General features: G+C 54.9%; 12 protein-coding genes and 1 other RNA gene. 8 read left to right on the forward strand and 5 right to left on the reverse strand.

Annotated elements, in window-relative coordinates; translation table 11 throughout:
• Positions 1-16 precede the first annotated feature (16 nt).
• The 4 genes from agaE to kbaZ are packed head-to-tail and all read right to left on the reverse strand — an operon-like array spanning position 17 to position 3,476.
• Positions 17-895: a PTS N-acetylgalactosamine transporter subunit IID gene (agaE, locus tag FU672_RS11705; protein ID WP_024906386.1), complete on the reverse strand. Its 879-nt coding sequence runs from the start codon at positions 893-895 to the stop codon at positions 17-19.
• On the reverse strand, positions 885-1,664 hold the full coding sequence (gene agaW / locus FU672_RS11710) for a PTS N-acetylgalactosamine transporter subunit IIC (RefSeq protein WP_024906387.1): 780 nt from the start codon (positions 1,662-1,664) through the stop codon (positions 885-887). Before agaW ends, agaE begins: the two co-directional genes overlap by 11 nt.
• Positions 1,665-1,674: 10 nt before the next feature.
• The gene (gene agaV / locus FU672_RS11715) at positions 1,675-2,148 is read right to left on the reverse strand and encodes a PTS N-acetylgalactosamine transporter subunit IIB (RefSeq protein WP_023333561.1); all 474 of its coding nucleotides are present in this window, start codon (positions 2,146-2,148) and stop codon (positions 1,675-1,677) included.
• A gap of 20 nt (positions 2,149-2,168) precedes the next feature.
• Positions 2,169-3,476: a tagatose-bisphosphate aldolase subunit KbaZ gene (gene kbaZ, locus FU672_RS11720; protein ID WP_148243362.1), complete on the reverse strand. Its 1,308-nt coding sequence runs from the start codon at positions 3,474-3,476 to the stop codon at positions 2,169-2,171.
• Positions 3,477-3,715: 239 nt separating this feature from the next.
• Between kbaZ and FU672_RS11725 the strand changes: the two genes are divergently transcribed.
• Positions 3,716-4,519 carry a DeoR family transcriptional regulator gene (locus FU672_RS11725; protein WP_148243363.1) on the forward strand — a complete coding sequence of 268 codons (804 nt, stop codon included), beginning with the start codon at positions 3,716-3,718 and terminating at the stop codon, positions 4,517-4,519.
• Between the two features lie 45 nt (positions 4,520-4,564).
• Here the strand turns inward: FU672_RS11725 and garD are convergent, their stop codons facing one another.
• The gene (garD, locus tag FU672_RS11730) at positions 4,565-6,136 is read right to left on the reverse strand and encodes a galactarate dehydratase (RefSeq protein ID WP_148243364.1); all 1,572 of its coding nucleotides are present in this window, start codon (positions 6,134-6,136) and stop codon (positions 4,565-4,567) included.
• A gap of 374 nt (positions 6,137-6,510) precedes the next feature.
• On the opposite strand from garD, the gene garL reads away from it, so the two are divergent.
• The 7 genes from garL to tdcD all read left to right on the forward strand — a co-directional run bounded on the left by garL (position 6,511) and on the right by tdcD (position 13,908).
• Complete coding sequence (gene garL / locus FU672_RS11735) at positions 6,511-7,281, forward strand: 2-dehydro-3-deoxyglucarate aldolase (RefSeq protein WP_148243365.1); 771 nt, start codon at positions 6,511-6,513, stop codon at positions 7,279-7,281.
• A gap of 21 nt (positions 7,282-7,302) precedes the next feature.
• Entirely contained in the window at positions 7,303-8,193 is an 891-nt protein-coding gene (gene garR, locus FU672_RS11740) for a 2-hydroxy-3-oxopropionate reductase (protein ID WP_032640454.1), read from the forward strand.
• Between the two features lie 59 nt (positions 8,194-8,252).
• Positions 8,253-8,629: RNase P RNA component class A (rnpB, locus tag FU672_RS11745), an RNA gene on the forward strand.
• Between the two features lie 687 nt (positions 8,630-9,316).
• A complete protein-coding gene (tdcA, locus tag FU672_RS11750) occupies positions 9,317-10,237 on the forward strand; it encodes a transcriptional regulator TdcA (RefSeq protein ID WP_008501504.1) in 921 nt (306 codons plus the stop codon).
• 101 nt (positions 10,238-10,338) lie between these two features.
• Positions 10,339-11,328, forward strand: coding sequence for a bifunctional threonine ammonia-lyase/L-serine ammonia-lyase TdcB (tdcB, locus tag FU672_RS11755; protein ID WP_148243366.1), 990 nt, complete (start codon positions 10,339-10,341; stop codon positions 11,326-11,328).
• A gap of 9 nt (positions 11,329-11,337) precedes the next feature.
• Positions 11,338-12,669 carry a threonine/serine transporter TdcC gene (gene tdcC / locus FU672_RS11760; RefSeq protein ID WP_148243367.1) on the forward strand — a complete coding sequence of 444 codons (1,332 nt, stop codon included), beginning with the start codon at positions 11,338-11,340 and terminating at the stop codon, positions 12,667-12,669.
• Between the two features lie 30 nt (positions 12,670-12,699).
• Positions 12,700-13,908, forward strand: coding sequence for a propionate kinase (gene tdcD, locus FU672_RS11765; RefSeq protein ID WP_148243549.1), 1,209 nt, complete (start codon positions 12,700-12,702; stop codon positions 13,906-13,908).
• Positions 13,909-13,910: the final 2 nt, after the last annotated feature.

A 13,910-nucleotide genomic window follows, 5' to 3' on the forward strand; every position in this document is an offset into this window, starting at 1 on the left:
CGCAACCTCTTTGCTTTTACAGGAAGTGACAGAATTTACCGACAACGCCCAGCAGCACGGTGATACCGATAAGCCGCAGCGGGCTCCAGCCGCGGCGTACCAGCCAGAACATCGTCAGGGTGTAGACCAGCGGCAGGAATGCGGGCATCAGCTTGTCGATAACGTCGGCCTGCAGTTTGACAACGGCATCACCCGCCTTGATTTCGAGCGTGGTATTGAGGCGGACGTAGGTTGCCACCAGCGCGCCGATTACCGTCATCCCGACGATAGACGCCGCGTGGCCGACTTTTTTGGTGTTGGCCTTTATCAGCGGAATGGCCGCGACGCCCATCCGGTAAGCGTAGTGCGCAAGACCAAAACGCAGGCCGAGGTGTACCACGTTAAACAGCACGATAAAGACCACTGCGCCCAGAATCGACCCTTGCAGCGCCAGGCTGGCACCAATACCGCCGCAGATGGGTAACAGGGTTAGCCAGAACATGGCGTCGCCAATACCGCCAAGTGGCGCGCCGACGGCAATTTTAGTGCTCTGGATGCTGTTCACATCCTGCTTGGATCGCTCCATCGCCAGAATGATGCCAATAACAAAGGTCACCAGGAACGGGTGGGTGTTAAAGAAGCCCATATGGCCTTTCATCGCCCGCGCCAGGTCCCGCTTGTTGGTGTGGATCTTTTTCAATGCAGGCAGTAACCCATACAGCCAGCCGGAGGCCTGCATACGTTCGTAGTTAAACGAGGCCTGAAGCAGCATGGAACGCCAGGCCACACGGTTAATATCCTTTTTCGTCAGCTCGGCACCGATGCTTTGGTCTTCGTAGACGTTTTCATTCACGCCGGTTAGCAGCGTCTCTTCGCTTTCAGACACGCCCGGCAGGGTGGTTTGGTTAGATGCCATCTTCGAATTCCTCTTTCTGAGCTGCTGGAGCCGTCGGTTCAGGTGATTTACGCATCAGGTCGATCAGCGCCATGGCCAGCGCGGCCGCCGCAATCGCCAGCACCGGAAGCTTGAGCCAGGCCGCAGCGACAAAACCGATAATGAAGTAAGGGATGTAGACGTTTTTCATCATGATCTTCAGCAGCACGGCGAAGCCGATGGCTGGCATGATGCCGCCCGCAACGCCGAGGCCGTCAATCAACCGTGCTGGCAGAACATCAATGGCGGTTTTCGCATGTTCCGCACCGAAGTAGATCGGCAGGAACGCGCACAGAAAATAGAAGATGCCGAGCGCCAGCAGCGCCAGATAGTTAACCCGTTCAATACCGTGAGTATCTGCATTAGCCGCCATGCGATCGCAGCGTGACATCACGCCGGACATCACCGAGAAGAGGAACGTAATCCCCATCTGAACCGCAACGGCAAACGGCACGGCGACGCCAACCGCAACCTCTGGCTTCACGCCCGTGCTGATGGCAAATGCGGTACCCACGATGGTGCCGATAATGACGTTAGGCGGTTGGGCTCCGGCGAGTGGGGCCAGCCCCATCCAGACCAGCTCTAACGTACCGCCGGTCAAAATGCCGGTGTGCAGATCGCCCAGAATCAGGCCGACCAGTGGCCCGAGTACCACCGGGCGGTGCATGTGCGTTAACCCGTTAAACATATCCAGACCGGCGATAAAGGCGAGTATGCCCAACCCTAGCGCCTGCAACAGACTGATTTCCATTGTGAATCCCTCAGAGCAGTTTAAAGAGATCCAAAGCAGTTTCTGTTGGAACGCCCTGAACGAAGCATTCCACTCCGGCCGCTTTCAGGCCGTTGAACGCGGCGATATCGTTCGCGTCGACAGAGACCGTTTTGGCAATTTGTTGTTTGCCACTGGCGTAGTGCATGTTTCCGACGTTGATACGGGTGATGGGCACGCCGCCTTCAACCAGCTTCAGAAAATCGGCGGGTGATTTGCAGACCAGCAGGATTTTCTGGCGGTCAGCGGCGCGGTGAATGTTGTCGATCACTTTTTGCAGCGACCAGAAGCGCACGGCGATCCCTTCCGCGAGCACCATTTCCATCAGGTTCTGTTGAACCGGATCCTCAGCGACCTCATCGTTAGCGACCAGTACCAGGTTTGCCCCCGCAAACCCTACCCACTGCACGCCGACCTGACCGTGGATCAGGCGTTCGTCGATGCGGCATAAAACAATGTTTGGCATAGCGTTTTCCTCTTTTTTAATTATGCGTTTTGAGTCGTTACGCCTTCGCAGGCGGCGTGGTACTGCTGGAGTATGTCCTGAATGTGGTCGATGATGAGTTCCCGTGGCGCTGACTTGAGAGCGCCCTCGCGAACTTTGCTGTACTGCAACGGCAGGTACTGGCTGATCAGCGGCAGAGGAACAGGCTCGTCTGCCAGATTGCGCACCAGCCGTTCAAAGGCGTCGTCGATCTGGCTGTCCGGCCAGTAGTAGCGCACGCGGTCAGAGTAGCTGTAGCCACGCGCCAGGCGACGCGCATTGCCGTCACCGTGGTAATGGCTTTGCCAGTATTCCGGGCGATCGAGCATGACGTTTTCCAGCACGTGACGCAGGCCCGAGCTGGCTTTTGCCGGCAGCAGCTCCTCTTCTATGGCGGCCAGCGAGAACAGCGCTTCGCGCAGGGCGAAGGTCAGGGCAGGGCCAACTTTCAGAATGGCAAAGTGATCGTTGACCAGCTGGCGCAGCGCCTGCGGCGTCTGGTAGTCGGTGGAGTGCGCTTCAAACACCAGCGTATCGTAGGCTTCAACCATTTTGCTCAGGGCAACGGCTTTCTGCGGCTGATAGTCGCAGACGTGCGCATGGTCGAACTCCACGCCAGGCTGGACCACCAGGCCAATAATGCGCGGCCAGATGTCGCTTAAGCCTTCCTTTTCGAACGCGTGGCGGTGCGCTTCAAGCGTGGCGCGGGCCGCGTCCGGCGTGGTGATGGCAAGTTCGGTGAGCGTCTCGTGCGCGCCACCGGGAACCGGCACTTCCGTGCCGATAACGTAGACCAGATCGGATTCACCAAACTGCTCACGACAGGTCGATTCGGCAATCTTCGCCAGACGTGCGGCGCGCCCGGCGACGATCGCGTCGGTCAGGGGAACCGGGTCGTCCTCGCATGACATGCTGCAGTCGAGGTGGATCTTTTTGAATCCGGCAGAAACATAGCTTTTGATCAGATCGTCGGCATTGGCCATCGCCTGTTCCGAAGGTAGATTTTGCCAGCGGTTAGGGCCCAAATGATCGCCGCCGAGGATCAGCTGCGACGTCGGGAAACCGAGTGACTCGGCCAGCTGGCAGACAAACCCGTGAAAATCCGCAGGCGTCATGCCGGTATAGCCGCCAAATTGATCCACCTGGTTGGAGGTGGCCTCGATCAGCAGCGGCGACTGATGCGAATGCGCGTAACGAATTGCAGCTTCAAGTACCAGCGGATGTGCGGAACAGACGGCATAGATCCCGTATGTATTCCCCCGTTTATGGTGTTCCACCATTTCTGTCAGATGTTTCACTTTCCTCTCCATTTCGGATGGTAATGATATCTATCTTTCGTTTTGTTTCATTTAATCCTGCATCATGGTGGTATAAAAATAAAACGAAAGATAATAGATTTCCGATCTGTTTCACAAAAGAAACATAATGAAAGGTTTCAGCGCAGTGCCGTCTTGCGTAGGGTCGCCAGACAGGGGTTGCATTCCCGTAAAGGAAAGGCCTTAATAGACAAAAAGAAATGAAACGAAAGACTATTTATTAAGGAGCTCGTATGAGCAGCACCGATTCATCCTCGGAAAAGCGCATCACCGGCACCAGTGAAAGGCGAGAGCAGATCATTCAGCGGTTGCGGGCGCAGGGAAGCGTGCAGGTTAACGATCTGTCTCATCTTTATGGCGTATCGACGGTGACGATCCGCAACGACCTGGCGTTCCTGGAGAAGCAGGGCATTGCCGTTCGCGCTTACGGCGGGGCACTGATTTGTGAAGGCAACATGCCGGGCGCTGAGCCTTCGGTGGAGGATAAAAGCTCGCTGAATACGGCGGTTAAGCGCAGTATCGCGCAGGCCGCTGCCGCGCTGATCAAACCCGGGCACCGTATTATTCTGGACTCCGGCACCACGACGTTTGAAATCGCCCGCATGCTGCGCCAGCACACAGACGTCATTGCGATGACCAACGGGATGAACGTGGCGAATGCGTTGCTGGAAGCGGAAGGGGTGGAATTGCTGATGACCGGCGGGCATCTGCGTCGTCAGTCGCAATCCTTCTACGGTGACCAGGCAGAACAGTCGCTACAGAATTACCATTTTGACCTGCTGTTCCTGGGCGTTGACGCCATCGATCTCGATCGAGGCGTGAGCACGCACAACGAGGATGAAGCCCGTCTGAATCGCAAAATGTGCGAGGTGGCGGAGCGTATTATCGTTGTCACTGACTCCAGCAAGTTTAACCGCTCAAGTTTGCATAAAATCATTGATACACAGCGGATTGATATGATTATTGTCGATGAAGGTATTCCGGCGGAGAGTCTGGAAGGATTACGGAAAAGCGGGATTGATGTGGTGTTGGTTTAAGTTTTTTACCCTCTCCCCGATGGGGAGAGGGCAGGATGAGGGAAATCACGTCACCGGTGCCGGGTTAAACACCGCCAGCTGGTTATGTAATCCCCATTGATCGGAGAAGGTTTTCTTCCGTCCGCTCGCCACGTCAAGAATGAAGTGGAACAGTTTCCAGCCCACATCCTCAATGCTCTCTTCTCCGGTGGCGATGGTGCCCGCGTTGATGTCCATTAAGTCATACCAGCGGTTTGCCAGCTCGGTGCGGGTCGCCATTTTAATCACCGGAACCGCCATCAGGCCATACGGCGTGCCGCGCCCTGTGGTAAAGACCTGTACCGTAATGCCGGATGCCACCTGCTGCGTGCCGCAAACGAAATCGCTGGCAGGTGTTGCGGCGTAGATCAGGCCGCGCTTGGTCGGTCGCTGGCCCGGAGAGAGCACTTCCACAATCGCGCTCTGACCGGATTTGGCAATCGACCCGAGGGCTTTTTCCACCACGTTTGCCAGGCCGCCTTTTTTGTTCCCCGGAGAGGGGTTGGCGCTGCGGTCGGTTTTGCCCATATCGAGATAGTTATCGTACCAGGCCATCTCTTCCAGCAGGCGTTTGCCCACCTCTTCATTAACGGCGCGTGGCGTGAGCAGATGGATGGCGTCACGCACTTCTGTCACCTCGGAAAACATCACCGTGGCGCCGCAGCGAACAAGCAGATCGGACGCATAGCCCACCGCCGGGTTGGCCGTCACGCCGGAAAATGCATCGCTGCCGCCGCACTGAGTGCCCACCACCAGTCCCGAAGCCGGGCACGTTTCACGCTGGCGGCGGTTAAGTTTGTCGAGATGGCGCTCTGCCACCTGCAGAATATCGTCGACCATTGAGCGGAAACCAACGTGGCGTTCGTCCTGCAGGCGCACGATGCTGGCCTCGTCTGCCGGAATGGCTTTGACATCTTCGGTGCCCTGCAGCAGGCGCTCTGGCTGCAATTTTTCACACCCCAGACCGATGACCATCACCTCGCCGCCAAAGTTCGGGTTCAGGGCGATATTGTGAATGGTACGGATAGGCACCACGGCAGCGGGTGCGTTAATCGCCACGCCGCAGCCGTAGAGGTGGTTCAGGCCCACCACGCCGTCGACGTTCGGGTATTTCGGCAGCAGATCGCGTTCGATGATTTTCACCACGTAATCCACTACGCCCGCCACGCAGTGCACGCTGGTAGTGATGCCGAGCAGATTCTTGGTGCCGACGCTGCCGTCCGCATTGCGGTAGCCTTCGAAGGTATAGCCCTCCAGCGGAGGAAGCGGTTCCGGCACGCGGGTCGCCAGCGGAAGCGTGTTCAGCGGCGGCGCTTCTGGCAGCGTCACCAGTGATTCCTCAACCCAGGTGCCCTGTGGTATAGAGCGAACGGCATAGCCGATGACTTCACCGTAACGTACGATTTCGCTTTTAGCAGGGATATCCACCAGGGCGACTTTATGTCCCTGTGGAATATGCTCACTCAGTTCCAGCCCGTCCGGGAAGCGGGTACCCGCCTTTAAGCCATTGTCGTTGACAATAATCGCCACATTATCGGTGTCGTGTACTTTTATATAAAACGCCGTCGGCGATGCCTGTCGAATTTCAATGTCGGCCATTGTTCAGTATTCTCCAGCAAAGTGTCTGATAATAAATTCAGCCAATTTTCTAATGGTAGAAATAAATACGCGGCTTTCAGAAATAAAGCATGTCAGCATAGGGGGCATGAAAATGTGATCTCGATCGCTCCCGAACCAGTAATCCCTGATTCTGTGCATTAGCGCCCAGTGCCTTGTGCATATGCAAAAATTTTTATCAAAATGTACCGCAATGCTTGAGCATTAAAACAATGTGCGGGCGTGGATTGCGTCTTATACTGAATGACGATTTTATAACGCCAAAATACGTCAGAATAATAAATATAATGCTGGCGCGGTGTCTGAATAAATAAAATGATACTGAAAAAGGCTGCGGAATAAAAAAGGTAAATACGATGAGTAACGATATCTTCCCGAATAAATTTAAAGCGGCCCTCGCGGCGCACCAGATTCAGATTGGCTGCTGGTCCGCGCTGGCAAATCCTATCAGTACCGAAGTGCTGGGCCTGGCCGGTTTCGACTGGCTGGTGCTGGACGGTGAACATGCGCCGAACGATATCAGCACGTTTATTCCGCAGCTGATGGCGCTGAAAGGCAGCCACAGCGCCCCTGTGGTGCGTGTTCCAACCAACGAGCCGGTGATCGTCAAGCGACTGCTGGATATCGGCTTCTACAACTTCCTGATCCCGTTTGTGGAAACGGAAGAACAAGCGGCACTGGCCGTAGCCTCAACGCGCTATCCGCCAGAAGGGATCCGCGGCGTTTCCGTTTCGCATCGCGCCAATATGTTTGGCACCGTGCCGGACTACTTCGCGCAGTCTAATAACAACATCACCATTCTGGTTCAGATTGAGAGCCAGCAGGGCGTTGATAACGTCGACGCCATTGCAGCCACAAACGGCGTGGACGGTATCTTCGTCGGCCCAAGCGATCTGGCTGCCGCCTTTGGCCATCTGGGTAACGCCAGCCATCCTGACGTGCAGCGTGCGATCCAGCACATCTTTGCCCGCGCTAAAGCACACGGCAAACCCTGCGGCATTCTGGCGCCGGTTGAGGCTGATGCCCGTCGCTATCTGGAGTGGGGAGCCACGTTTGTTGCCGTCGGCAGCGACCTCGGCGTATTCCGCTCGGCCACGCAGAAATTAGCGGACGCTTTTAAAAAATAACCATCATTGAGGAAACAGATTATGACGCTGAAAGTGGGTTTTATTGGCCTGGGGATCATGGGTAAACCAATGAGTAAGAACCTCATCAAAGCGGGTTACTCACTGGTGGTATCCGATCATAATTCGCAGGCCGTGGCGGAGGTGATGGCGGCGGGTGCAGAAACGGCCACCACCGCCAAAGCCATTGCCGAGCAGTGCGACGTCATCATCACCATGCTGCCAAACTCCCCGCATGTTAAAGAGGTTGCGCTGGGTGAAAACGGTATTATCGACGGTGCGAAGCCGGGCCTGGTGTTAATCGATATGAGCTCTATTGCGCCGCTCGCAAGCCGTGAAATCAGCGAGGCGTTAAAAGCGAAGGGCGTCGATATGCTGGATGCGCCGGTCAGCGGGGGGGAGCCGAAAGCGATCGACGGCACGCTGTCGGTGATGGTAGGCGGTGATAAAGCCGTTTTCGATAGATTTTACGACCTGATGAAAGCCATGGCGGGTTCCGTGGTGCATACCGGGGACATCGGGGCGGGTAACGTGACCAAGCTGGCAAACCAGGTGATTGTGGCGCTGAACATTGCCGCCATGTCTGAAGCGCTGACGCTGGCAACCAAAGCGGGCGTAAACCCGGATCTGGTCTATCAGGCCATTCGCGGTGGTCTGGCGGGCAGTACCGTGCTGGATGCCAAAGCGCCAATGGTTATGGACAGAAATTTCAAACCCGGTTTCCGCATCGACCTGCATATCAAAGATCTGGCGAACGCGCTGGATACGTCACACGGCGTGGGCGCTCAGCTGCCGCTGACCGCGGCGGTCATGGAGATGATGCAGGCGCTGCGCGCCGATGGCCTGGGCACGGCCGATCACAGCGCGATTGCATGCTACTACGAAAAGCTGGCGAAGGTGGAAGTGGCGCGTTAATCACGTCTGGCCCACACCTGAGGGTGACAGCGGCGCGCAAACCCTCTATACTGCGCGCCGAAGCTGACCAGACAGTCGCCGCTTCGTCGTCGTCCCTTTCGGGGGAGACGGGCGGAGGGGAGGAAAGTCCGGGCTCCATAGGGCAGGGTGCCAGGTAACGCCTGGGGGGGAAACCCACGACCAGTGCAACAGAGAGCAAACCGCCGATGGCCCGCGCAAGCGGGATCAGGTAAGGGTGAAAGGGTGCGGTAAGAGCGCACCGCGCGGCTGGTAACAGTCCGTGGCACGGTAAACTCCACCCGGAGCAAGGCCAAATAGGGGTTCACATGGTACGGCCCGTACTGAACCCGGGTAGGCTGCTTGAGCCAGTGAGCGATTGCTGGCCTAGATGAATGACTGTCCACGACAGAACCCGGCTTATCGGTCAGCTTCAACTTCTTAGAAAACCCCGCTTCGGCGGGGTTTTTGCTTTCTGGGGTTGTAGACCAGGGTAAGCGCAGCGCCACCCGGCACCGGACAAACGACATCAATTCTCATATTTGCGATGTTAAGCACATTTCACTGTTTTTATCCCTTCAGTATCGCTCCTGCATCTGTAGACGATCGCCATCACAAAATTTCACGCTAAAAAACAGACGATTTTCAGTATTGGTAATTTGTTATGATTGTTACTTTAATGATCGCGAAACTTTTCTCGTTTGATATGCATATATTGAATTCAGATACATTTCTCCCGTGAATATGTGACGTATTCCACTCTTTTCCGTCAGCCTGAAAATTCGCGTCGGAAAAAATTGATAAATTGAAAGAATGTTTCAAACAAATAGCGGTTATTTATTGGCCTTTAATTGCCTGAAATATCGTCTTTATTGATTTTTTCCAGACGGTAAAATTTATCCGGGTTATCGCCATAAAATAAATTTATTACCGCTATTTTTGTTGATCAATATCAGCGTGGTAGCATATTTATTACTATGTATCTTTTTGATAGGTAAGGGTTTTAATGGTTTATTGCTGTGCGGGGTAAGGGTCCTGGAAAGCAAATTGTGAGTAACAGCACATACCCCTTCAAACATTATTTAGTAGAATTCACCCCGTCATAGGGAAATAAGCGCAGAATATTATGAACACTATTATTCTACCGAAAACACAGCACCTCGTGGTATTTCAGGAAGTCATTAAAAGTGGCTCCATAGGTTCTGCAGCAAGACAGCTGGGCCTGACGCAGCCCGCCGTCAGCAAAATCATCAGCGATATTGAGTCCTACTTCGGCGTGGAAGTGATGGTGCGTAAAAATACCGGCGTAAAACTCACTGCCGCGGGCCAGGTTCTGCTCTCGTACTCAGAGTCGATCACCCGCGAAATGAAAAATATGGTGAGTGAGATTAACAGCCTGAGTTTCAGCACCGTTATGGACGTCTCCTTTGGTTACCCGTCGCTGATCGGCTTTACCTTCCTGTCTGAGATGATCAAAAAATTTAAGGAAGTGTTCCCGAAAGCACGCGTCTCGATGTATGAAGCCCAGCTCTCATCTTTCCTTCCGGCCATTCGCGACGGTCGTCTGGATTTCGCTATCGGCACGCTGAGTGATGAAATGCTGTTGCAGGATCTGCACGTCGAACCGCTGTTTGAGTCCGAGTTTGTGCTGGTCGCCAGCAAAACGCGAACGTGCACCGGCCCGACGACACTGGCATCACTCACGCACGAGCAGTGGGTGATGCCGCAAACCGATATGGGCTACTACAAAGAACTTCTGACCACCCTACAAGACAACCACATCAGCATCGAAAACATCGTCCAGACCGATTCCGTCGTCACCATTTATAACCTTGTGCTGAATGCCGATTATCTGACGGTCATTCCCCGCGACATGATTGCTCCATTCGGTTCTGACCAGTTTATTGTGCTGCCTGTGGAAGATGAATTACCCGTGGCGCGTTATGCCGCCGTGTGGTCAAAAAATTACAGGATTAAGAAATCGGCGTCAGTATTAGTTGAGCTGGCAAAACAATATTCGTCGATGAATATCGAAAGACGACGATGAATAATTAGTATCCATTTTAAAAACACCCAGAGCGTTAATGTGTTAACGCGCTGATACCCTGACTTTGCCTGAAAAGAATGAATTATTATAACGAGGATATTATGCATATTACCTACGATCTCCCGGTAACGATTGAAGATATTCAGGACGCCAGAAAACGACTGGCAGGTAAAATATATAAAACCGGTATGCCACGCTCAAATTATCTCAGCGAACGTTGTAAGGGCGAAATATTCCTGAAGTTTGAGAACATGCAGCGTACCGGCTCGTTTAAGATCCGCGGCGCGTTTAACAAATTAAGCTCGCTGACCGACGCTGAAAAACGCAAAGGCGTTGTCGCCTGCTCCGCAGGAAACCACGCTCAAGGTGTATCCCTCTCCTGCGCCATGCTTGGTATCGACGGCAAAGTGGTGATGCCGATGGGCGCGCCGAAATCCAAGGTTGCTGCGACGCGCGACTACTCGGCGGAAGTGGTGCTGCACGGCGAGAACTTCAACGACACCATCGCCAAAGTCAGCGAAATCGTCGAGATGGAAGGGCGTATTTTTATTCCACCTTATGATGATGCCAAAGTGATCGCCGGGCAGGGCACCATTGGTCTGGAAATTCTCGAAGATTTATACGACGTGGATAATGTCATTGTGCCTATCGGCGGTGGTGGTTTAATTGCCGGGATTGCGACGGCAATTAAATCCATCAACCCCACCATTAATATCATCGGCGTGCAGTCAGAAAATGTTCACGGCATGGCGGCATCGTATCAGGTCGGAGAAATAATGAGCCATCGCGTTACCGGCACGCTGGCCGACGGTTGTGATGTTTCTCGTCCCGGTAATTTACCGTTCGAAATTGTTCGCGAGCTGGTTGATGACATTGTGCTGGTCAGCGAAGACAACATTCGCGACAGCATGATCGCGCTTATTCAGCGAAATAAAGTGGTGACGGAAGGGGCCGGCGCGCTGGCCTGTGCCGCGTTATTAAGCGGCAAACTTGATCACTATATTCAGGGGCGTAAAACCGTCTGCATTATTTCCGGCGGCAATATCGACCTTTCCCGTGTTTCCCAAATTACCGGCTTCGTTGACGCATAAAGGTGACCTATGAGCAACACAGAAAGCATTATCGTTGGCCAGACAAAAACGTCCTCCTGGCGTAAGTCTGATACCACCTGGACGCTTGGCCTGTTTGGTACCGCCATTGGCGCAGGCGTGCTGTTCTTCCCCATTCGCGCAGGCTTTGGTGGATTGATCCCTATCCTGCTGATGCTGGTTCTCGCGTTCCCGATTGCGTTTTACTGCCACCGCGCGCTGGCGCGTTTGTGTCTGTCCGGCAGCAACGTCTCCGGCAACATCACCGAAACGGTGGAAGAGCACTTTGGTAAAACCGGCGGGGTGGTGATCACTTTTCTCTACTTCTTCGCCATTTGCCCGCTGCTGTGGATTTACGGCGTCACCATTACCAACACCTTTATGACCTTCTGGGAAAACCAGCTCCAGATGCCTGCGCTGAACCGCGGCGTGGTGGCGCTGTTCCTGCTGCTGCTGATGGCCTTTGTTATCTGGTTTGGTAAAGACCTGATGGTGAAGGTCATGAGCTTCCTGGTGTTCCCGTTTATTGCCAGCCTGGTGCTGATTTCCCTGTCGCTGATCCCTTACTGGAACTCGGCAGTGCTCGACCAGGTCAACCTGAGCGATATCGCCTTCACCGGTCATGACGGCATTCTGGTCACGGTGTGGCTGGGTATCTCCATTATGGTCTTCTCCTTCAACTTCTCGCCTATCGTCTCCTCGTTCGTGGTCTCCAAGCGCGAAGAGTACGAGCCGGAGTTCGGGAAAGAGTTCACCGAGCAGAAATGTTCCAAAATCATCGGTCGCGCCAGCCTGCTGATGGTGGCCGTGGTGATGTTCTTCGCCTTTAGCTGTCTGTTTACGCTCTCTCCGCAGAACATGGCGGACGCCAAAGCGCAGAACATTCCGGTGCTCTCTTACCTGGCAAACCACTTTGCGACAATGTCGGGAACCAAATCGACGTTCGCGACGGTACTGGAATACGGTGCCTCCATCATCGCGCTGGTGGCTATCTTCAAATCCTTCTTCGGGCACTACCTGGGCACCCTGGAAGGGCTGAATGGCCTGATCCTCAAGTTCGGCTACAAGGGCGATAAGAAGAAAGTCTCTGTTGGCAAACTGAATACCATCAGCATGGTGTTCATCATGGGCTCCACCTGGGTTGTGGCCTACGCCAACCCGAACATTCTGGACCTTATTGAAGCCATGGGCGCACCAATCATCGCCTCTCTGCTGTGCCTGCTGCCGATGTATGCCATCCGCAAAGCACCGGCGCTGGCGAAATACAAAGGGCGTACCGAGAACATTTTTGTTACCGCGGTCGGCCTGCTGACCATTCTGAATATCGTTTACAAACTGTTCTAACCCATTGCTCAGGAAGAGCGGAGTCACATGATGATTGAGTTTCCGGTTGTACTGGTTATTAACTGCGGATCGTCCTCTGTTAAGTTTTCGGTGCTCGACGCCAGCAGCTGTGATGCCCTGATGACGGGCATTGCAGACGGTATCAATACTGAAAAGGCCTTTATTTCCGTGAACGGGGGTGAGCCAGCCAGACTGGCTCACCAGGACTACGAAGGGGCGCTGGCTGCCATCGCCCTGGAGCTGGAGAAGCGGAACCTGATGAGCAGCGTGGCCTTAATTGGCCACCGCATTGCGCACGGCGGCGACCTCTTCAGCGAGTCGACCCTGATCACAGAACAGGTTATCGAGCAGATCCGCCAGGTCTCACCGCTGGCACCACTGCATAACTACGCCAACCTGAACGGCGTGGAAGCGGCAGAGCGCCTGTTCCCGGGCGTGCAGCAGGTGGCGGTATTTGATACCAGCTTCCACCAGACGCTGCCGCCGCAGGCGTATCTGTACGGATTGCCGTACCGCTATTTTGAAGCGCTGGGCGTGCGTCGCTACGGTTTCCACGGGACCTCTCACCGTTACGTGGCCGCGCAGGCGCATACGCTTCTCGGGCTGTCCCCCGATGACAGCGGCCTGGTGATTGCCCATCTCGGCAACGGGGCGTCCATCTGCGCGGTGCGCAATGGCGAAAGCGTCGATACCTCTATGGGGATGACGCCGCTGGAAGGGCTGGTGATGGGTACGCGCTGCGGCGACGTGGACTTCGGCGCGATGGCGTGGATTGCCCAGCAGACCGGCCAGTCGTTCGAGGATCTGGAGCGCGTGGTCAATAAAGAGTCCGGGTTGCTGGGGATCTCCGGCATCTCCTCCGATTTACGCGCGCTGGAGAAAGCCTGGCACGAAGGCAATGAGCGGGCGCAGCTGGCTATCCATACCTTCGTTCACCGCATTGCGCGACATATCGCCGGGCACGCGGCGTCGCTGCACCGCCTGGATGGGGTGGTCTTTACCGGCGGCATTGGCGAAAACTCGAAACTTGTCCGCGGGCTGGTGGCGGAGCATCTGAAAGTGTTCGGCATCCGCCTCGACGACGCCAAAAATGCCCTGCCGGGCAGCGCGGGTGAGCGCGTGATCTCCACCGAGTCGTCCCGCGTGGCCTGCGCGGTTATCCCTACCAACGAAGAAAAAATGATCGCGCTGGACGCCCTCCGTCTTGGGAAGGTTACTCCGGCCGCGGCTTACGCCTGATA

Origin of the sequence: Enterobacter asburiae (genome assembly GCF_008080435.1) — a bacterium.
Classification (GTDB): domain Bacteria; phylum Pseudomonadota; class Gammaproteobacteria; order Enterobacterales; family Enterobacteriaceae; genus Enterobacter; species Enterobacter asburiae_C.